The sequence below is a fragment of the Amycolatopsis nivea genome, from assembly GCF_004522235.1.
Lineage (GTDB): Bacteria > Actinomycetota > Actinomycetes > Mycobacteriales > Pseudonocardiaceae > Amycolatopsis > Amycolatopsis nivea.
Map to the genome: position 1 here is coordinate 16,899 of NZ_SDLT01000010.1, position 20,428 is coordinate 37,326.

General features: G+C 70.1%; 16 protein-coding genes. 11 read left to right on the forward strand and 5 right to left on the reverse strand.

Annotation, left to right across the window (positions count from 1 at the left end; genetic code table 11):
- The 3 genes from fdh to nrfD are packed head-to-tail and all read left to right on the forward strand — an operon-like array spanning position 1 to position 4,968.
- Positions 1–3,213, forward strand: coding sequence for a formate dehydrogenase (fdh, locus tag EIZ44_RS14075; protein ID WP_240691298.1), 3,213 nt, complete (start codon positions 1–3; stop codon positions 3,211–3,213).
- On the forward strand, positions 3,206–4,033 hold the full coding sequence (locus tag EIZ44_RS14080; RefSeq protein ID WP_037810706.1) for a 4Fe-4S dicluster domain-containing protein: 828 nt from the start codon (positions 3,206–3,208) through the stop codon (positions 4,031–4,033). The genes fdh and EIZ44_RS14080 overlap by 8 nt, the downstream gene beginning before the upstream one ends.
- Entirely contained in the window at positions 4,030–4,968 is a 939-nt protein-coding gene (gene nrfD / locus EIZ44_RS14085; RefSeq protein ID WP_134728977.1) for an NrfD/PsrC family molybdoenzyme membrane anchor subunit, read from the forward strand. Before EIZ44_RS14080 ends, nrfD begins: the two co-directional genes overlap by 4 nt.
- A gap of 16 nt (positions 4,969–4,984) precedes the next feature.
- On the opposite strand, the gene EIZ44_RS14090 is transcribed toward nrfD, so the two are convergent.
- Both EIZ44_RS14090 and EIZ44_RS14095 read right to left on the reverse strand, forming a co-directional pair.
- Positions 4,985–6,175 carry a zinc-dependent alcohol dehydrogenase gene (locus EIZ44_RS14090; protein WP_134728978.1) on the reverse strand — a complete coding sequence of 397 codons (1,191 nt, stop codon included), beginning with the start codon at positions 6,173–6,175 and terminating at the stop codon, positions 4,985–4,987.
- Between the two features lie 35 nt (positions 6,176–6,210).
- Positions 6,211–6,828 (reverse strand): UdgX family uracil-DNA binding protein, encoded by a 618-nt coding sequence (locus EIZ44_RS14095; RefSeq protein WP_134728979.1) that lies wholly within the window; start codon positions 6,826–6,828, stop codon positions 6,211–6,213.
- 77 nt (positions 6,829–6,905) lie between these two features.
- On the opposite strand from EIZ44_RS14095, the gene EIZ44_RS14100 reads away from it, so the two are divergent.
- From EIZ44_RS14100 to EIZ44_RS14125, 6 genes are all read left to right on the forward strand, one after another.
- The gene (locus EIZ44_RS14100; protein WP_134728980.1) at positions 6,906–7,466 is read left to right on the forward strand and encodes a hemerythrin domain-containing protein; all 561 of its coding nucleotides are present in this window, start codon (positions 6,906–6,908) and stop codon (positions 7,464–7,466) included.
- Positions 7,466–8,278 (forward strand): family 1 encapsulin nanocompartment shell protein, encoded by an 813-nt coding sequence (locus EIZ44_RS14105; RefSeq protein ID WP_037810716.1) that lies wholly within the window; start codon positions 7,466–7,468, stop codon positions 8,276–8,278. Before EIZ44_RS14100 ends, EIZ44_RS14105 begins: the two co-directional genes overlap by 1 nt.
- A 121-nt stretch (positions 8,279–8,399) precedes the next feature.
- Positions 8,400–9,524, forward strand: coding sequence for an NAD(P)-dependent malic enzyme (locus tag EIZ44_RS14110; protein ID WP_134728981.1), 1,125 nt, complete (start codon positions 8,400–8,402; stop codon positions 9,522–9,524).
- Positions 9,525–9,535: 11 nt separating this feature from the next.
- Positions 9,536–10,963, forward strand: coding sequence for a CYTH and CHAD domain-containing protein (locus tag EIZ44_RS14115; RefSeq protein ID WP_134728982.1), 1,428 nt, complete (start codon positions 9,536–9,538; stop codon positions 10,961–10,963).
- Positions 10,964–11,149: 186 nt separating this feature from the next.
- On the forward strand, positions 11,150–11,644 hold the full coding sequence (locus EIZ44_RS14120; RefSeq protein ID WP_134728983.1) for a hypothetical protein: 495 nt from the start codon (positions 11,150–11,152) through the stop codon (positions 11,642–11,644).
- Between the two features lie 476 nt (positions 11,645–12,120).
- Entirely contained in the window at positions 12,121–12,921 is an 801-nt protein-coding gene (locus EIZ44_RS14125) for a SigB/SigF/SigG family RNA polymerase sigma factor (RefSeq protein WP_167754119.1), read from the forward strand.
- On the opposite strand, the gene EIZ44_RS14130 is transcribed toward EIZ44_RS14125, so the two are convergent.
- Positions 12,911–13,690 (reverse strand): helix-turn-helix domain-containing protein, encoded by a 780-nt coding sequence (locus EIZ44_RS14130; protein WP_134728984.1) that lies wholly within the window; start codon positions 13,688–13,690, stop codon positions 12,911–12,913. The two genes, EIZ44_RS14125 and EIZ44_RS14130, sit on opposite strands and share 11 nt — an antisense overlap.
- A 59-nt stretch (positions 13,691–13,749) precedes the next feature.
- On the opposite strand from EIZ44_RS14130, the gene EIZ44_RS14135 reads away from it, so the two are divergent.
- Positions 13,750–14,616 (forward strand): alpha/beta fold hydrolase, encoded by an 867-nt coding sequence (locus EIZ44_RS14135; protein ID WP_134728985.1) that lies wholly within the window; start codon positions 13,750–13,752, stop codon positions 14,614–14,616.
- Positions 14,617–14,648: 32 nt separating this feature from the next.
- On the opposite strand, the gene EIZ44_RS14140 is transcribed toward EIZ44_RS14135, so the two are convergent.
- Together EIZ44_RS14140 and EIZ44_RS14145 are read right to left on the reverse strand one after the other, a co-directional pair.
- The gene (locus EIZ44_RS14140) at positions 14,649–15,983 is read right to left on the reverse strand and encodes an MFS transporter (protein ID WP_134728986.1); all 1,335 of its coding nucleotides are present in this window, start codon (positions 15,981–15,983) and stop codon (positions 14,649–14,651) included.
- A gap of 16 nt (positions 15,984–15,999) precedes the next feature.
- A complete protein-coding gene (locus EIZ44_RS14145; RefSeq protein WP_134729183.1) occupies positions 16,000–17,265 on the reverse strand; it encodes a hydroxyacid-oxoacid transhydrogenase in 1,266 nt (421 codons plus the stop codon).
- A 129-nt stretch (positions 17,266–17,394) separates the two neighbouring features.
- Here EIZ44_RS14145 and EIZ44_RS14150 point away from each other — a divergent pair, with 129 nt between their 5' ends.
- Positions 17,395–20,259, forward strand: a complete 2,865-nt coding sequence (locus EIZ44_RS14150) for an FAD-binding and (Fe-S)-binding domain-containing protein (protein WP_134728987.1) — start codon at positions 17,395–17,397, stop codon at positions 20,257–20,259.
- Positions 20,260–20,428: the final 169 nt, after the last annotated feature.

Consider the following 20,428-nt stretch of genomic DNA (forward strand, 5'->3'; position numbering starts at 1 on the left):
GTGGGCATGCGGCAGTGGATCGAAGGCTGGCCGGTGTACCGGCAGCTGGCCGGTCCCGACCGCACTGCGCGCGCCTCGGCGGCGAAATCCCGCGGATCGGAAAGCTGGCACGCCCGCACCGAGGACGCCGACAAGGTAGTCCGTTCCGTCTGTCCGTATTGCGCGGTCGGCTGCGGGCAGAAGGTGTACGTCAAGGACGGCGCGGTCACCCAGATCGAGGGCGACCCGGATTCGCCGATCTCCCGCGGCAGGCTGTGCCCGAAGGGCTCGGCCAGCAAACAGCTCGTGACCAGCCCGAGCCGCGTCACCGAGGTCCTCTACCGCCGTCCGTACGGCACCGACTGGGAACGGCTGTCCCTCGACCAGGCGATGGACATGATCGCCGACCGCGTGCTCGAGACGCGCGCCGCGACGTGGCAGGACGCCGACGACCAGGGCCGCAGGCTCAACCGCACGCTCGGCTTCGCGAGCCTCGGCGGCGCGACGCTGGACAACGAAGAGAACTACCTGATGAAGAAGCTGTACACCGCGCTCGGCGCGATACAGATCGAAAATCAGGCCCGTATTTGACACTCCGCCACGGTTCCCGGTCTGGGGACCTCCTTCGGTCGTGGAGGCGCCACGACGTTCCAGCAAGACCTCGCCAACGCCGACTGCATCGTCATCCAGGGCTCGAACATGGCCGAATGCCATCCCGTCGGGTTCCAGTGGGTGATGGAGGCGAAGGCCCGCGGCGCGAAGATCATCCACGTCGACCCGCGGTTCACCCGCACGAGCGCGGTCGCGCACGTCCACGCCTCGGTGCGGGCGGGTTCGGACATCGCGTTCCTCGGCGGGCTGATCAACTACGTCCTGCAGCACGAACTGGACTTCCGCGAGTACGTCGTGGCCTACACGAACGCCGCGGCGATCCTGACCGAGGAGTTCGCCGACACCGAGGACCTCGACGGCCTCTTCTCCGGCTTCGACCCGGAAAAGCGCCAGTACGACAACTCGACCTGGGCGTACGAGGACGCTGAGGCGGCCCCGGCGGCCGGCCACCGCGACCCGGGGCAGCCGGGCGGGCACCACGGCGGCGAGAAGCACCAGACGTCCGCGCGCGCCGAGTCCTACGGCAGCGGCGGCGCGGCGATCGACACCAAACCGAAAACCGACGAGACCCTGCAGCATCCGCGCTGCGTCTACCAAGTCCTCAAACGGCATTTCTCCCGCTACACGCCCGAGGCGGTCGCCGACGTCTGCGGCCTGCCGGTCGAGCAGTTCACCGAAATCGCCGAGGCGATCACCGCGAACTCCGGCCGCGACCGCACCACGGCGTGGGTGTACTCGGTCGGCTGGACGCACCACACGGTCGGCGCGCAGTACATCCGCACCGCTTCGATCCTGCAGACGCTGCTGGGCAACATCGGCCGTCCCGGCGGCGGCATCCTCGCGCTGCGCGGGCACGCCAGCATCCAGGGCTCGACCGACATCCCGACGCTGTTCAACCTGCTGCCCGGCTACATCCCGATGCCGCACGCGCACCAGCACCTCGACCTCGACAGTTTCGTCGAGGCAGACGCCGGCAAGACCGGCTTCTGGGGCAACATGCGCTCGTACACGGTCAGCCTGCTCAAGGCGTACTGGGGCGACAGCGCCCAGCCGCACAACGATTTCCGCTTCGACTACCTGCCGCGGCTGACCGGCGACCACGGGACATACCAGACGGTCCAGCAGCAGATCGCGGGGGAGTGCAAGGGGTACTTCCTGGTCGGCGAGAACCCGGCGGTCGGCTCGGCCAACGGGAAGTTCCAGCGGCTCGGGCTGGCGAATCTCGACTGGCTGGTGGTCCGCGACCTGCAGCTCATCGAGAGCGCGACGTTCTGGAAGAACGGCCCGGAAATCGAGACCGGCGAACTGAAGCCCGAGGAGATCGGCACCGAGGTCTTCTTCCTGCCCGCCGCCGCGCACACCGAAAAGGACGGCAGCTTCACCAACACCCAGCGGCTGCTGCAATGGCACCACAAAGCGGTCGAACCGCCCGGCGACGCCCGCAGCGACCTGTGGTTCTACTACCACCTCGGCAGGCTGATCCGGGAGCGCGCCGGCAGCGGCGAACGCGACGCCCCGCTGCGCGATCTCGCCTGGAGCTATCCGACCGAGGGCCCGACCGCCGAGCCGAGCGCGGAGTCCGTGCTCGCGGAGATCAACGGCCACGGCCCGGAAGGTCCGCTCTCGTCGTACACCCAGTTGAAGGACGACGGTTCGACGTCCTGTGGCTGCTGGATCTACTGCGGCGTCCGCGCCGACGGCCACAATCACGCCGCGAACCGGCAGCCGGGCTCCGAACAGGACTGGATCGCGAGCGGCTGGGCCTGGGCGTGGCCGGCGAACCGGCGGATCCTGTACAACCGCGCCTCGGCGGATCCGGACGGGAAGCCGTGGAGCGAACGGAAAAAGCTGGTGTACTGGGACGCTGAGGAGTCCAAGTGGACCGGCCCGGACGTCCCGGACTTCGAGGCCACCAAGGCGCCGAGCTACGTCCCGCCGGACGGGGCGAAGGCGCAGGACGCGCTGAGCGGCCGCGATCCGTTCATCATGCAGACCGACGGCAAGGCCTGGCTGTACGTCCCCGCCGGGCTGGCCGACGGCCCGCTGCCCACGCATTACGAGCCCTTCGAGAGCCCGGTCGCGAACGCGCTGTACGGCCAGCAGGAATCGCCGGTGCGGCAGACGCTGGACAGCCCGGTGAACCAGTACAACCCGGCGCGCAGCGAGGTCTACCCGTACGTGTTCACCACCTACCGGCTCACCGAGCACCACACGGCGGGCGGGATGAGCCGGACGCTGCCGTATCTGTCCGAGCTGCAGCCGGAGTTCTTCTGCGAGATCTCGCCCGCGCTGGCCGCCGAACGCGGGCTGGTCCACCTCGGCTGGGCCACCATCGTGTCGGCGCGGACGGCGATCGAGGCCCGCGTGCTGGTCACCGACCGGGTCAAACCGCTCAAGGTGCGCGGCCGGACCGTCCACCAGGTCGGGCTGCCGTACCACTGGGGCCCGAACGGGCTGTCCCGCGGCGACGCGGCCAACGACCTGCTCTCGATCGTGATGGACCCGAACGTGCACATCCAGGAGGCCAAAGCGGCCACCTGCGACATCCGTCCCGGACGGCGGCCGCGCGGGCCGGAGCTGCTGGAGTTCGTGGCGGAGTACCGGAGGCGAGCCAATGGCTGAGTACGGCGCCCAGCCCCGGATGGGCTTTTTCACCGACACGTCGGTGTGCATCGGGTGCAAGGCGTGCGAGGTCGCGTGCAAGGAGTGGAACGGCGTCCCGGAGGCGGGCGGGGAGGACCTGCTCGGCCTGTCCTACGACAACACCGGCGACCTCGGCTCGAACACCTGGCGGCACGTGGCGTTCATCGAACAGCCCGCGGTCGACCTGGGGATGCCGACGGTCGGGGCGCCGGAGCAGCAGCCGGAAGAACCGGGGGTGCGCTGGCTGATGTCCAGCGACGTCTGCAAGCACTGCACGCACGCGGCCTGCCTCGACGTCTGCCCGACCGGCGCGCTGTTCCGCACCGAATTCGACACGGTCGTGGTGCAGCAGGACATCTGCAACGGCTGCGGCTACTGCGTTCCGGCGTGTCCGTACGGGGTCATCGAGAAACGCGAGAGCGACGGCCGCGCGTTCAAGTGCACCCTCTGCTACGACCGGCTCGGCGCCGGGATGGAACCCGCGTGCGCCAAGGCGTGCCCGACCGACTCCATCCAGTTCGGCGAGCTGGACGAACTCCGGGAACGCGCCGCCGCGCGGGTGTCGGCGCTGCACGACGACGGTGTGCCGGAGGCGCGGCTCTACGGGCACGATCCGGGCGACGGGGTCGGCGGCGACGGCGCGTTCTTCCTGCTGCTGGACGAACCCGAGGTCTACGGCTTCCCGCCGGACCCGGTCGTGACGACCCGCGACCTGCCGCAGATGTGGAAGCGGGCCGCGACGACCGCCGCCGGGGTGGCCGCGGCGCTGGTCGTGTCGTTCCTGGGACGGCGCCGATGAGCCCCCGCCGCGAACGCGCGATGGTCGAGCCCGCCGAATTCCGGTCGTACTACGGCAGGCCGATCCTCAAGGAGCCCGCCTGGAAGCAGCCGGATGTGCCGTTGTACCTGTTCCTCGGCGGCGCGGCCGGTGCGTCCGCGTCGCTGGCCGCGCTCGCCGACATGACCGGACGGCCGGAGCTGGCCAAGGTCGGTCGGCTGGCGGCTTCGGGCGGGTCGATCGCCAGTGTGGTCGCGTTGATCCACGACCTCGGCAAGCCGACACGGTTCCTGAACATGCTGCGCGTGTTCAAGCCGACGTCGCCGCTGTCGGTGGGATCGTGGATCCTGTCGCCGTTCTCCGGTCTCGCCGCCGGTGCGGCTTTCTCCGCGGTGACCGGCCGTTTCCCGCGGCTCGGCCGGTTGGCGGGCGCGGGCGCGGGCGTGCTGGGCCCGGCGATGTGCACGTATACCGCGGTGCTGCTGGCCGACACTGCGACGCCGTCCTGGCACGAGGCGCACGGGACGCTGCCGGTGCTGTTCGCGGGCAGCGCGCTGACCAGCGGGGCGGGGATCGCGCTGATCGCGGTGCCGCGGAAGGAAAACGGTCCCGTCGTGCGGGCTGGAATTGCCGGTGCCGCCGCGGAATTGGCTGCCGAGCATCACTTGGAGACCGGCTTGGGGCTGGCTTCGGAGCCGTACCGGACCGGCCGGGCCGGTCGGTTGTTGAAGGCGGCCAAGGTTCTCACCGCGGCTGGGGCGGCGTTGTCGTTGGCTGCGCGTCGCCATCGCGCGGCGGGGGTTGCCGCGGGGGCGGCTTACCTGGCGTCCGGGCTGTGCACGCGGTTCGGGGTGTACGCGGCCGGGGTGGAGTCCACAAAGGACCCGAAGTACGTCGTGGTTCCGCAGCGGGAACGGCTGGCTCAGCGCGCGGCGGAGGAACGTCCGGGCCGTTAAGCCCGGACGCACCCCGTTACGCCGCTGGTTCGAGCAGGATCTTCTGCACTCCGTCGAGTTTCTTCTGGAACATCTCGTAGGCGCGCGGCGCATCGGTCAGCGGGAGTTTGTGCGTCGCGAAGCCTTCCACGCCCAGCGGGTCCCCGTCCGCGGTGAGCACCGGCAGGACGTCGTCGATCCACCGGCGGACGTTCGCCTGCCCGGTATGCAATCGGATCTGCTTGTCGAACACTTCCATCATCGGGATCGGGTCGGCCATCCCGCCGTACACGCCGGACAGCGAGATCGTGCCGCCGCGCCGGACGCTGTCGATGGCCGCGTACAGCACGCTCAGCCGGTCGATCCCGGCCTTCTCGGTCACCTTCGCGCCCAGCGTCTGCGGCAGCAGCGCGACCAGGTTGTGCGCGAGTTTCCCGATCGGCGCGCCGTGCGCTTCCATGCCGACCGCGTCGATCACCGAGTCCGCGCCGCGGCCGCCGGTGAGATCGCGGATCGCGTCGCCGATCTGCCGGTGGTCGCGCAGGTCCAGCGTCGTTGCGCCGTGTGCGCGGGCCCGGGCCAGCCGTTCCGGCACCAGGTCGACGCCGATCACCTCGCCCGCACCCTGGTGCAGCGCGACCCGCGCGCACATTTGGCCGATCGGGCCGAGGCCGAAGACCACGACGGAACCGCCGTCGGGGACGTCCGCGTACTGCACGGCCTGCCACGCCGTCGGGACCACGTCGGACAGGTAGACGAACCGTTCGTCCGGCGGGCCCTCGGGCACCTTGATCGGCCCGTACTGCGCCTGCGGGACGCGGAGGTACTCGGCCTGCCCGCCGGGCACCTGGCCGTAGAGCTTCGTGTAGCCGAACAGCGCCGCGCCCTTGTCCTGATCCTTGACCTGGGTGGTCTCGCACTGCGATTGCAGCCCGCGCTCGCACATCCAGCAGTGTCCGCAGGAAATGTTGAACGGCACCACCACGCGGTCGCCGGGCTTCAGCGAACTCACGCCGCTGCCGACCTCCTCGACGATTCCCATCGGCTCGTGGCCGAGGATGTCGCCCTCGGTCATGAACGGGCCGAGAACCTCGTAGAGATGCAGGTCGGACCCGCAAATGCCGGTCGAGGTCACCCGCACGACGGCGTCGGTCGGCTCCTCGATCTTCGGGTCAGGGACGTGGTCGACTCGCACGTCCCGCTTGCCGTGCCAGGTCACTGCTTTCATGGCGGCCGGATTCCCCTTGCCGGGAGCGGCAAACGTCAGAGGCCGCGCAGGTCGGCGACGAACTCGTCGTACGCGGTGTCGCGGTCGGGCGCGCGCAGCACGGCGGACGGGTGCACGGTGGCGACCGCCGAGGCGAACAGTTCGGCGAACTCTTCCGGCGGATCCAGCGGTTCGCCGCGATGCTGGGTGAGCCGGAAACTGCTGCCGTACACCGATTGCGCCGCCGTCGCGCCCAGCAGCAGCACGAGCCGCGGCTGTACCGCTTGCAGTTCGGCCACCAGCCAGGGGCGGCACGCGACGACCTCGGATCGGGCCGGCTTTTCGTGGATCCGGCGTTTGCCGCGGAGCTTGAACTTGAAGTGCTTGACCGCGTTGGTGAGATACAGCGAATCGCGGTCCAGTCCCGCGTCGCCGAGCGCCTTGTCGAGCAGCTTCCCGGCCGGTCCGACGAACGGTTCGCCGCGCCGGTCCTCCTGGTCGCCGGGCTGCTCGCCGAGGGCGAAGATGTCCGCACTCTTGGCGCCCACGCCGAAAACCGTCGCCGTGGCGTCGCGATAAAGCCCGCAGCCGCGGCACTCGCCGGCTGCTCGGCGGAGCTTGTCGAGGCTGGTGGTGTCCGGCGGCTCGGCTCCCGGTTCCTGACGCGCGACCATCGGATCCCGTTACCCGCAAGCGGCCTCGGGCAAACACGACGAGCGCGCCGCCGCCGGGAGAGCTAACGTCGAGGGCCATGACGGACATCACCAGCCTGATCCTCGACGATCACGAGCGGTTCCGGCGGGCGTTCGCGGCACTGGACGACCTCGACGGCCCGGACGAGCTGGCGCGGGCCTGGGAACCGCTCGCCGACCTGCTGGACCTGCACGCGGCCGCGGAGGAAGCGGTCTTCTACCCCGAGCTGATCCAGCGCGGCGCCGACGCTGAAGACGAGACGCTCGACGCGGTCGGCGACCACAACGAGATCCGCGACGCCGTCGCCGAAACCCGCCGCCACCCGGCGGGCAGCGCGGCCTGGCTCGAGGCGGTCCGGCAGGCCCGCACCGCCAACAGCGAGCACATGGCCGAGGAGGAGGACGACGCGCTCGCCGATTTCCGCAAGCACGCCGACCCGGGCCTGCGCGAGGAACTCGGCCGGAAGTTCCTGGCGTTCAAGGCCGAGCACGAGGGCGGGAAGGGCATCGACACCGGGGACGTCGACCCGGAGCGCTACGTCGAGGAGCAGGAGCGCAAGGCCGGCAAGACCCCGCCGGACGACGGTTCGCTGGGCATCGGCAGCCTGAAGGGAGCATGATGAACCACCTGATGCGCGAGCTCGCGCCGATCCCGGCCGAGGGCTGGAAGCAGATCGACGACGAGGCGCGGGAACGGCTGGCGACGCACCTGGCGGCGCGCAAGATGGTCGACGTCGAGGGCCCGCACGGCTGGACGCACTCGGCGACCTCCCTCGGCCGGACCCGGCGCGTCGATCCGCCGGAAACCGCCCGCGAACGCGAAACCCTCGCGCAGCAGCGCCGGGTGCTGCCGCTGGTGGAGGTGCGCGTGCCGTTCACCGTCGAGCGCAAGGAACTCGAGGACGCCGAACGCGGCGCCGACGACCTGGAGTTCGACGACCTCGACCAGGCCGCCGCGCAGGTCGGCCTGCTGGAGAACCGCGCGGTGTTCCACGGCTGGCCGGAGGCGGGGATCACCGGCATCGTCGAGGCGAGCCCGTACGACCACGGCACGCTGGGCACCGATCCGGAACGCTATCCGCACGTGGTCGCCAACGCGGTGAACACGTTGCGGTGCAACGGAATCGAAGGACCGTACGCGCTCGCGATCAACCCCGACGGCTACACCGCCATCGTGGAGAGCACCGAACACGGCGGCCTGCTCGTGCTCGACCACCTCCGCCGCGCCCTCGGCGGCGGCCGGGTCAAGCGCACGCCGGGGCTGACCGGCGCGGTCGTGCTGAGCCTGGCGGGCGGGGACTTCGTGCTGGAACTCGGCCAGGACCTCTCGGTCGGCTACCGCCACCACGACGCCGAGACGCTCACGCTGTACCTGGAGGAAAGCTTCAGCTTCCGGGTGACCGAACCGGACGCGGCGCTCGTGCTCGACTGACGGCGCCCGGCGCGGGTCTTCCCGGTACGTGAGGGGAACCCTGAGGGAATCAGAGTCAATGAGGGTTCCCCTCACGGACCGAGCAGGATTCCGCCGCCGCGCGGCCGGGTATCCGGCTGCCATGAGCAGTCGCGGAAAGATCCAAGTCACCACCCGAGTGCGGCTCGACGACGCCGACGACCTCGCCGAGCACTACACGCCCGGCGTCGCCGAGCTGGCCAAGCGCGTCGCGGAGGACCCCTCGGTGCTGGCGCGGGAAACCGTGCGCAGCAACTCCGTCGCGATCGTCTCCGACGGTTCCGCGCTGCTCGGGCTCGGCGACCAGGGCCCGGCCGCCGCGCTGCCGGTGATGGAGGGCAAAGCGGCGCTGCTGAAGCGCTTCGCCGACGTCGACGCGTGGCCGATCTGCCCGGTCAGCCGCGAGCCGGAGGACCTGGTGCGCACGGCCAAGGACCTCGCGACGTCCTTCGGCGCGATCAACCTGGAAGACATCGCCGCGCCCCGGTGCTTCACCGTCGAGCGGCAGCTGCACGACGAGCTGGACATTCCCGTCTTCCACGACGACCAGCACGGCACCGCGATAGCCGTGCTCGCCGCCCTGCACAACGCGCTGAAGCTGACCGACCGCACGCCAGGGGACACCTCGGTGGTGATCTCCGGCGCGGGCGCTGCCGGGTCCGCGATCGCCAGGCTGCTGCTGAAGGCCGACTTCAGCGCGGAGCGGATCGTGGTCTGCGACAGCAAAGGCGCCCTGCACGGCGAACGCGATCTGACCGGCGAGAAGCAGTGGCTCGCGGAGAACACCAACCGCGGCGACGCGGTCCAGGGAAGCCTGCAGGACGCCTTGCGCGACGCGGACGTCTTCGTCGGCGTGAGCGTCGGCGGCCTGCTCAAGGGCGACGACCTCGCGCGGCTGGCCGACCGGGCGATCGTGTTCGCGCTGGCCAATCCCGATCCGGAGGTCGACCCGGACGCCGCGCACGAGCACGCGGAGATCGTCGCGACCGGCCGCAGCGACCTGCCCAACCAGATCAACAACGTCCTCGTGTTCCCGGGGATGTTCCGCGGGCTGCTCGACTCCGGCGCCCCGAAGGTGACCGCGCGGATGCTGCTCGCGGCCTCGCACGCGCTGGCCGAGACGGTCGGCGACGATCTCGACCGGGAGCACATCGTGCCCAGCGTCTTCGACGAGGGCCTCGTGCCCGCGATCGCCGAGGCCGTCGCCGGCGCCGCCGACAACGACTGAAGGAGCGGGGAATGCGAAGAGCAGAGTCCGGACGCAAATACGAGCTGAGCTTGAAAGCCCGGGTGCCGCAGCTGGCGGGCAAGGGGATCACACAGGAAGCACCCGCCGAGCGGACGCTGGAGACCGTTTACTACGACACCAAGGACTTCCGGTTGACCAGAGCCGGGATCACGCTGCGAAGAAGCAGCGACACCGGGTGGTGCCTGAGAACGTCCGGTCACGAGCTGCGGTTTCCGCTCGACGACTCGACGATGCCTGCGGCCGTCGTGAAGCTGGTCCGCGCGTACACGCTGGACCGCAAGCTGCGTCCGGTCGCGCAACTGCGGACCGACCGGTTCACACACCGTCTGGCCGACGCGTCCGGCCGGACCCTGGCGACGCTGGCGGACGACCATGTCACCGGAGAATTCCTTGGGGGACAAGCGGTTCGGCTGGACCGCTGGCGCGAGCTGGACGTCGAGGCGGGACCTGAGCTGCTCGACCGGCTCGATCGCACCTTGCGGAAGCGCGGCGCCGAGAACGCCTGGTGGCCGTCGAAGCTGCAACGCCTGATCGGAGACACCGCCGAAGGCAAGCGTGGCTCGAACGAGGTCCTGGCTGCGTATCTCCGCGAGCAATTCGAGCGATTGCGTCGCGCTGACCTGGGCTTTCGCGTCGGGGAAGACGATTCGGTGCACCAGCTCCGGGTCGCGGCGCGGAAGCTGCGGAGCGCGCTTCAGACGTTCAAACCCTTGGTGGGCAAGAAGAAAGCCAACGCGATCGCGGCGGAACTGAAGTGGCTCGGAAGCGAACTCGCCCCCGCGCGCGACACCGAGGTCAGCCAAGCGCGCCTCGAATCCTGTCTCGACGAGGTCCCGCCGGAGCTGGTTTTCGGGCCACTGCGGCAATACCTGACCCGCGACTTCGCCCGCGCTTCCCAAACTGAACTGGCCCGCGCGACGGAAGCCTTGTCCAGCACCCGATACGTGACTTTGCTGGGGTCGATCGCCGCGCTGCTCGACACGATGCGCCCGGCGGGCAAAAAGTCGTTGCGGAAACCTCTGCGCAAGACCGCGCGCAAGCTCTCTCGAGCCGCCGCGGCGACGGAGGGGCTCAGCGGTACCGAACTGGAGAAGGCACTGCACAACGTCCGGAAGAAGGCCAAGCGCGCTCGCTATGCCGCGGACGCCGTCCGGCCGGTGTTCGGCAAGAAGCTGCGCACGTGGCGCAAGCACGTCAAGGCGGTGCAGCAGACGCTGGGCAAGCATCAGGACACCGTCGTCGACCGAGCGGCGTTGCGGCACTTCGCGATCGACGGCTTCAGCGAGAAGCAGAACACGTTCACCTTCGGTCTCCTCTACGGCCGGGACGAAGCCGCGGCGAAGATGTTGCAGGACCGGTTCGCCGAAGAATGGCGCACACTGCGCAAGGGCGCTCGTCCTGCGTGGCTGAAGACCTGAACGTCTGAGTCCACTGTGGACAGCAGAAACGCCGGCGGTGTCTTGGCACCACCGGCGTCCCCGCGGCAACGAAAGTCCGGGAGCGGAAGGGGTTCCGCGCCGCGCTCTTGGTACCCCGGCCGGTGAAGGTCCAAACCTCTGCCGGACCGGGTTTCAGCGCGGCCGGATCGGGGAAGATCAGCGGAAATGGGATCACAACTGACCGCGACGTGGGTATCGGCGATCGGGAGCGCGGGCTCGCTGCTGGGGTTCGCCTCGTATGTGTGGATCATGCTGCTCAACCGGAAAGACCAGGCGGAAGTCCGGCAGGAGCAGCAGGCGCAGTCGGTCTCCGCGTGGCTCGACGAGGGCGCTCGGCACGACCGGGACGAGGACTACGTCGTGTGCGCGCACAACAGCGGCGATGCACCGGTGTTCGACTGTTCGCTGGAGATCAACCGTCCGGACGAGGACGAGCCGCACTGCACCCGGCTCGCGATCATCCCGCCGGGCGCGACCGCCGTCCGCGCGCTGCCGTTCGGCGAGGACGCCATGCCGGTGGACGACCTGTACTCCGCGGCCGCCGTGCCCGGCCTGTCCTTCACCGATTCCCGCGGCGGCCACTGGACACGCGACACCTCGGGCGTGCTCAGCCGCGCCGACCGCCGTTCGGTGCGCGGGCGATGGCGGTCCGGAAGCTGATCCTTCCCGCTGGAGAGGCGTCCGCAATTCTGCTGTCGCGACCCAGGTCCACGGATGGTTGACCGCGGTCGAAACCGATTCCGGCGAGGATCTCGTCGTTCTCCGCCATTTCGCCGCTGCCAGCGTCGTTCCGCAGGTTCTCCGGTTCGTCACCGCATCGCGCGAGGGACGGTCACCGCATCGGGCAACTCGCCCCGCCGGTCTTGCGTTCCGTCGGCGATCGCGCCACTCTGCCGCGTCGGCGCGATGTGACTTGAGCCCCCATTCGGGTGGCCGCCTGATTGATCTTGCTCTCGGGCGGGTACCACCCGGCCATGACACTCCGGCTGCCTGGCGCCCCGGCGAGCACGCGGATCCGCCGCCTGCTCGCCTTGCGGCGCCGAGCACTGTCCACTAAGGATGATTAGCGTCGGCGACGCGATGCGCTCCATGGCACTACACGAGTCACGTTCCCTTCGGCTGTCAGGAGGATTTACATGACCGCGGCGACCATGACCCGCACCCGGCGCGACGACTACCGCCACTGCGCGGTGCTGTTCGAGGAGATCAGCCACCTCGCCGAGGACACCGACGAGCACTCCCGGCTGCGCCGCCGCCTCATCGAGGAACACCTCCCGCTGGCCGAGCACATCGCGCGCCGCTTCGCCCGGCGCGGCCAGCCGTCCGAGGACCTCCTGCAGGTCGCGCGGATCGGCCTCATCAACGCCGTCGACCGCTACGACCCGGCGCGGCAGACGGATTTCGTCGCCTTCGCCGTCCCGACGGTGATGGGCGAGGTCCGCCGGTACTTCCGCGACCACACCTGGTCGGTCCGCGTCCCGCGGCGGCTCAAGGAACTCCACGTGACGATCGGCCAGGCCGCCACCGACCTGGGCCAGCGCCTCGGCCGCGCGCCCACCGCGCGCGAACTCGCCGACCACCTCGACCTCGATCTCGACGAGGTCACCGAGGCCCTGCACGCCGGGAACGCGTACCAGGCCGCGTCCATCGACTACCCGGCCCACGACGACAGCGGCTCGATCGCGCTGGCCGACACCCTCGGCGACGAGGATCCGGAAATCGAGAAGCTCGAGGACCGGGAAACGCTCAAGCCGCTGCTGCGGAGCCTGCCGGAACGGGAGCGCGCGATTGTCGTCATGCGGTTCTTCTCGAACATGACGCAGAGCCAGATCGCCGAACGGGTCGGACTGTCGCAGATGCAGGTTTCGCGGTTGCTGGCCCGGACGCTGGGCACGCTGCGGGAGCAGCTCACCGAGGCGGCCGGCCCTACCCGGTGACGTATTCGGTAGGGGTACACCCGGTAAGACTGCGGAAATCGCGGTTCAGGTGGGATTGATCGGCGTATCCGCAGTGGAGCGCCAATTCTGCCCAGGATCGCGCCGCCGGGAGCCGGGACACCGCGCGGTGCAGGCGGGCGATCCGTCCGACGGTTCCCGGCGAGAGGCCGATCTGCTCGCGGAAGCGGGCCGTCAGATGCTGCCGCGTCCAGCCGATCTCGGCGGCCACCGCGTCGACCCGGACCGGCGCGGAAGTCAGCCGCTGCCACGCGGCGTGCACCGGGCGGGCCAGGGCCGGTCCGGACCGGACGCGGGGGAGCAGGAAGTCGTCGAGCAGGGCGAACCGCGTGGTCCAGTCGGGCGCGGACGCGAGCTGTTCGGTGAGCAGGACGGCGTCAGGGCCGAGGAGATCGGTCGCGGAGACGTTCGCGTTCGCCAGCAGGCGCAGCGGCAATCCGAACAACGCGTGCGCGGCGGCGGGCGTCAGCGCGACCGTGACGCCCCGTGCGGGTCCGGCTTGCGAGACGAGCAGGGGCCGGTCTCGCAGCCCCAAGACCGGCGACAGCGGCAGCGACCGGGCGGGCGCCTCGAAGTCCAGGATCATGGTGAGCGCGCCCAATGGCGTTACCCGCCAAGGCATTTCGGCGGAATCCGGGAACTCGTGGCCCGCGTAGTCGAGGACGCCGGGGACTCGGGAGCTTCCGAAGACGTGCCGCCCTCGGGAGGCCGTGATGTCCCGGCGGGGGACGACGAGCGACCACTCTGCCATGCCGCCATCTTACTTTCGTCCAAGACCGGCCGGGTGCCCGCGAACTAGCGTCCCGGACCATGAAGAAGATCGGCCGGTTCAAGAATCCCGAGGCACGGCACCGGTATTTCACGGTCTATGAGCAGGCGTTGCGGGAATGCCCGCGGCCCGACGAGGTCCTCGACGTCGCGTGCCGCCACGGAACGACTCGCGTGTACCGGTTCGGCACTGGCGAGCGCCCGGTCGTGCTGCTGCCAGGCCTGATGGCCACGTCCGGGTGTTACGCGCCGCTGATTCCCGGGCTCGACGGTCCGGTCTATGCGGTCGACACTCTCGGCGAAGCCGGGCGCAGTGTCCAGACCAGGCCGTTCGCCGATATCCGCGACCGTGCCCTCGGGCTCGACGACGTCCTGGCCGGGCTCGGCTTGACTGAGGTCTGCCTCGTCGGCGGCTCGACCGGTGGCTGGCACGCGGTCAACCAGGCGATCCACGCTCCGGACCGGCTCGCCGCGATCTGCCTGCTCGACCCGACGACGGTCAGCGTCAAGTTCTCGGCCGAGACCCAACGCCGCGCCCTGACGGCGATGGTGCTGAACCGCGACCGCGACTGGCGCCGTTTCGTGGCTTGGTCGGCGGGGGAGGACGTGTTCGATCAGCCCGCCGCGCAGGTGGTCGTCGCGGGGATCCATGCCTACCGGGCCAGGATCCCGCTGCAGACTTGTCCGTCGGACGAGGAGCTTCGCGGGATTCGGACGTCGGTGGTGGCGTTGTTCGGCGGGCGCAGTGTCGTCCACGATTCGGTTGCGGCGGCGGCGAATCTCCGGCGGTTGGTTCCGCGGGCGGAGGTGGAGATCCTGCCCGAGGCGGGGCATTACCTCTGTCTCCGGTCCGCGGATCGGGAGCGGGTGCTCGAGGTGATCGGCGTCGTGAGCCGGCGGTGCCGGTGAGAGCCGGCGCCGCCGCTCACGAGGCGCGCCGCTCAGGTGAACCGGGGAATCTCCTTGGCCGGCGCGGAAATCCGCTCGTCGTCCTCGAACAGGTCGCTCTGCCGGATCGCCAGCGTGCAGACCACGCTCACCACCGTCGTCGCGGCGAGGTAGACCAGGATGCCGGTCGTGCCGGTCTTCCCGGCGAGATACGCCAGGATCAGCGGGGTCAGCCCTGAAGCCACGACGCCGGAAAGCTGGTACACCACCGAAATCCCGGTGCACCGCCGCGAAATCGGGAACAGTTCGGCATAGAACGCCGCCTGCGGGCCGTACATCACCGGGTAGCTGATGCCCAGCACCGCGATCAGCGAGAGCGTGATCAGCACCGGATTGCCGCTGTGCAGTGCCGCCAGTGCGGGGATCGCCAGCACCAGCGTCGTCACGGCTCCGGTGGTGAAGGTCCGGCGTCGGCCGAGCCGGTCGGAGACCCGGCCGAACACCGGGATGAACACCACCATCACCGCGGCCGCGATCATCACGCCGACCAGCAGCGGCTGCCGGTCCAGCTTCAGCGTTCCGCTGCCGTAGGAGATCACGAAGACCGCCCACGCGTTGAACGCCACGCCCTCGGTGAAGCGGCTGCCCATGCCGAGCAGCAGATGCCGCCGGGAGAGCCGGTCGCGGACCAGTTCGACGGCGGGCACGGTCGCGGTGCCCTCCTCGGCCGCCATCGTGCGGAAGGCCGGGGTTTCCATCACCTTGACCCGGATCAGCAGGCCCGCCACCACCAGCACGGCGGACAGCAGGAAGCCGATTCGCCAGCCCCACAACAGGAACGCCTCGTCGCTGGTGACCGCGTTCAGCAGCGCCAGCACGCCGGTGCCCAGCGTGAGCCCGATGGCCAGCCCGATCTGCGGGAAACTGCCGTAGAGTCCGCGTTTCCCGGCCGGGGCGTACTCGGTGGCCATCAGCACCGCGCCGCCCCATTCGCCGCCGACCGCGACGCCCTGGGCCAGCCGGAGGACGACGAGGATGATCGGGGCGGCCGGGCCGATCATCCGGTAGTCGGGCAGCAGCCCGATGAGACAGGTCGCGGTGCCCATGATGAGCATGGTCGCGACGAGGATCTTCTTGCGCCCGACCCGGTCGCCGAGGTGGCCGAAGACGAATCCGCCGACCGGGCGGGCGAGGAAGCCGAGCGCGAAGGTCGCGAAGGCCAGCACGGTGCCGACCAGGGGATCGGAGCCGGGGAAATACAGTTTGTTGAAGACGAGTCCCGCGGCGGTGCCGTAGAGGAAGAAGTCGTACCACTCGACGGTCGTGCCGAACACGCTCGACGCGACCACCAGGCGGACGTCGGTGCTCTTTTCCGGAGTTGTCGCCATTGATAACTCCCGAGGGTCAGAGCGAACGGCGGAAGATGTCTTCGAGCGCGGCCCGGGTGACCGGACGGGGCACGACAGCCAGCTGACGGGTCTGCTTGAGGGTGCCGTCGACGAGGGTGGCGATGTCCTCGTCGCCGTATCCGAACGCGTGCAGTCCCTTCGGCATCTGGATGTCGGCCATCAGCTCGGCGAGCACGTGGGGGAGCGCGTCGGCGCCGTCGGTGGCGGTGAAGGTCTGGCCGCCGGACAGCAGGTGCGCGGCGTGCAGATGCCGTTCGGGCGCCGAGGGATAGGTCCAGCGGAAGACCTCGGCGGCGGTCGCGGACACGGCCTGGCCATGCGGGACCATCGGCATCTCCGGGTAGCCCTCGGCGCGGTACTGCTTCACCGCACCGGCGATCGGGTACGCGTTCGCGTGCGGCAGGTGCGTGCCGGCGTTGCCGAAACCGGTTCCGGCGTAGGTCGACGCGAGCGCCATCTGGGTGCGCGCGGTCAGGTCGCGTCCATTGAGGACAGCGGCGCGCAAATGCTTGCCCACCAACGTCAGCGCCATCTCGCACCAGACGTCGCTGATCGGGTTGGAGCCGCAGAACGCCGGCCGTTTCATCGGGTCTTCCGGCGCGGGCTTCGCGTCGAACGCGACGCTGGTGTAGCTCTCCAGCGCGTGCGAGAGGACGTCCATGCCGCTGGCCGCGGTGACCGCCGAGGGGAGGCTGATCGTCGTGCGCGGGTCGACGACCGCCAGCGACGGGCGCAGCGACGGGTGGCTCACCCCGGCCTTGAGGTGCAGGCCGAGCAGGTCGACGACGCAGATCGTGGTCGATTCGGACCCGGTGCCCGCGGTGGTCGGGACGGCGATCAGCGGCTTCAGCGGCAGCCACGGGGCCTTGCCCGCGCCGATCGGCGGGGTCACGAAGTCGAGCAGTTCGCCGGGGTGCGTGGTCAGCAGGTTGACGGCCTTGGCGGTGTCGATCGCCGAGCCGCCGCCGATCGCGACGAAGCAGTCCCATACCGGGTGGCGGGCGTAGGCGACGGCCTCGTCGATGCTCGCGTCGGTCGGTTCGACGCCGACGCCGTCGAAGATCTCGCTCTTCACGCCGGCCGCGCGGATCGAGTCGAGCGCCCGGTCCGGGATGCCGGTGGCGCGGACGCCGGGGTCGGTGAGGATCAGGCACGACCTGGCCTGCCGGGCGGCCACCTCCGCGCCCAGCTCGTCGAGGGCGCCGGCACCGAACTTCAGCGGGGGCGCGGCCCAGGTGAAGACGCTTTCGTTGCGGGGCATGTCGGTCAAGGAGACCACTCCTCACGTCGATGTTGACAACATGTGGAAGCTATATCCACTATGTGGCGAGCCTTCACGGTAGCCCGGCGACCGCGGCGCTGTGAACCCCCGATTTCCCAGGAGACGCCCATGCCGGCCCGAGCCCGTTCGCAATCGGCACTGCAGGAAGCACTCGCGCGGGCGGTGTCCGGCGAGGTCGCCGGCGACCCGGCCACGCTCGCCACCCACTCCACCGACGCGTCGAACTACCGGCACGTCCCGCTGCTCGTGGTGCGGCCGCGCAGCGCCGACGACGTGGTGGCGGCGCTGCGGGTGTGCGCGGACCACGGCGCGCCCGTCCTCCCGCGCGGCGCGGCAACGAGCATCGGCGGCCAGGCCGCGAACCGCGCGGTGATCCTGGATTTCACCCGGCACCTCAACCGCGTGCTGGACCTCGACTCCGCCGCCCGCACCGCGCGCGTCGAACCCGGTCTCGTGCTGGACCGGCTGCGCGAACGGGCCGCCGGGCACGGGCTCACCTTCGGACCGGACCCGTCGACGCACAGCCGGTGCACGATCGGCGGCATGATCGGCAACAACGCCTGCGGTTCGCATTCGGTGGCCTGGGGCAAGACGGTCGACAACGTCCGCGCGCTGGAAATCGCCCTCCTCGACGGAACCCGGCTCGAGGTCGGTCCCACCTCACCGGCGGAGCTGGAGGAACTCTGCGCGCGCTTGGATTCGGTCGGTGCGCTCTACCGCGGCTTGCGGGACCTGCGCGACGAATACCTGGCCGACATCCGGCTCGGCTACCCGAAACTGCCCCGGCGAGTCTCCGGGTACAACCTCGAATACCTGTTGCCGGAGAACGGTTTCGACGTCGCCAAGGCCCTTGTCGGCTCCGAGGGCACCTGCGTGACGATGCTGAGCGCGGTCGTCGACCTGGCTCCGATCCCGGCGACGCGCGCCCTCGCCGTGCTGGGTTTCGAGAACAGCATCGCCGCCGCCGACGCGGTCCCGTCGCTGCTCGACCTGCCGGTGCTGACCATGGAAGGCATCGAGGCCGGTCTGGTCGCCGCTCTCGACGCCCGGAAACCCGGCGACCGCAGCACCCTGCCGGACGGAACGGCGTGGCTGTACCTGGAAACCGGCGGCGATGACGCGGCGGAGGCGTTGGCCGTCGCCCGCCAGGTCGCTGCGCGTGCCCCGCAGGTCGGCGCGTCGTCGCTGGTCGTGGAGGATCCTGTTGCCCAGCGGAAACTCTGGCGGATCCGGGAGGAAGGCGCCGGTCTCGCGACGCGGCTGGCGGACGGCTCCGAGGCGTGGTCCGGCTGGGAGGACTCCGCGGTCCCGCCGGACCGGCTCGGCGCGTACCTGCGCGAATTCGACCTGCTGCTGGACAAGCACGGCCGGAAAGGCGTGGTCTACGGCCATTTCGGCGACGGTTGTCTGCACGTGCGGATCGATTTCCCGATGGCCGCCCCGGAAGCGAAGGAAGCGTATCGGTCGTTCATGGTCGAGGCCGCGGAACTCGTGGTATCCCACGGCGGCTCGCTGTCCGGCGAACACGGCGACGGCCAAGCGCGGGCGGAACTCCTGCCGCTGATGTTCTCGCCGCGGCTGATGCAGGCGTTCGCCGACTTCAAAGCCGCCTTCGACCCCACGAACGGCATGAACCCCGGCCGCGTCGTCGATCCCGCGCCGCTGGACGCCGACCTGCGCACGGTCATCGCCCCGCCGATCCTGCCGACCCGGGCCCGGCTCGCCCTGCACGCCGACGATGGCGACCTGGCCGCGGCGTCCCGGCGATGCGTGGGCGTGGGCAAATGCGTCTCCGCGTCGGGTGGGATGATGTGCCCGAGCTACCGCGCCACCGGCAAGGAAGAACACTCGACCCGCGGCCGGGCGCGCCTGCTGTTCGAAATGCTGGCCGGAGACGTCATCGAGGACGGCTGGCGCTCACCCGAAGTCCGCGACGCGCTCGACCTCTGCCTCGGCTGCAAGGCGTGCAAATCCGACTGCCCGGTCGGCGTCGACATGGCCTCCTACCGGACCGAATTCCTCAGCCGCCACTACGAGCGACGGATCCGCCCGATGTCGCACTACACGATGGGCGCGCTGCCGCGATGGCTCCGGCTGGGCGCCCCGTTCGCCCGCGCGATCAACGCCGTCGCGGGCGGCTCGCTCCGGCCGGTTCTGAACCGCCTGGGCGGGATCGCCGCCGAACGCGCTTTGCCGCAGCTCGCGTCGCCGACGTTCGCTTCGTGGTTCCGCCGCCGGGAGCGGGTGACGTCCTCGTCGAAAGTCGTGCTGTGGCCGGACACCTTCACGAACTTCTTCGACCCCCGGGTCGGCCGGGACGCGGTCGCGGTGCTGGAAGCCCTGGGTCACGAGGTGGTCATCCCGGAGCGGACCGTCTGTTGTGGACTGACCTGGCACAGCACCGGCCAGCTGAGCGCCGCGCGCCGGGTCTTGCGCCGGTCTCTCGATGCGCTGGATCCGTGGCTGCAGCAGGGAATTCCGGTGATCGGCCTGGAGCCGAGCTGCACCGCGACCCTCCGGGAGGACGGCTCGGAGCTGCTGCCGGAGGATCCGCGGACGGCCTTGCTGAAGCGCAGTGTCCGGACGTTCGCGGAGCATGTCGGGGAGAGCGAGCTTCCAGCGTTGACGAAGTCCGCGGCTCCGTTGCTCACTCAGGTGCATTGTCACCAGCACGCGGACCTCGGCTACGACGCCGATTCGCAGCTGCTCGGGCGGTTGTCGGAGCATTCGCAAGTGCTGCGCGAGGGCTGCTGCGGGTTGGCGGGGAATTTCGGGTTCCAGCGGGGGCATTACGACGTTTCCGTCGCGGTCGCGGAGCACCAGCTGATGCCTGCGCTCCGTGCGGCGCCGGAAGGGACGGTGGTGCATGCGGACGGGTTCAGCTGCCGGACGCAGATTCGGCAGTTGTCCGAGCATCAGCCTGCGCATCTTGCTTCGCTGACGGCGCGGGCCCTCGGAGTCAGTAGCGAGTGAGCCGGTCCGGCGGCAGGAACGGCGCGATTTCCTTGGCCGCCTCGATCGCAAGGGTGCCCAGCTCGGGAATTCGGTCCTCGGGCAGCCGGACAGTCGGCACTTGAATGACCATCGATGGGGCGCAGTCCGGCGGGGCCGAGGGTACGTGAGGGGAACCCTGAGGGAATCA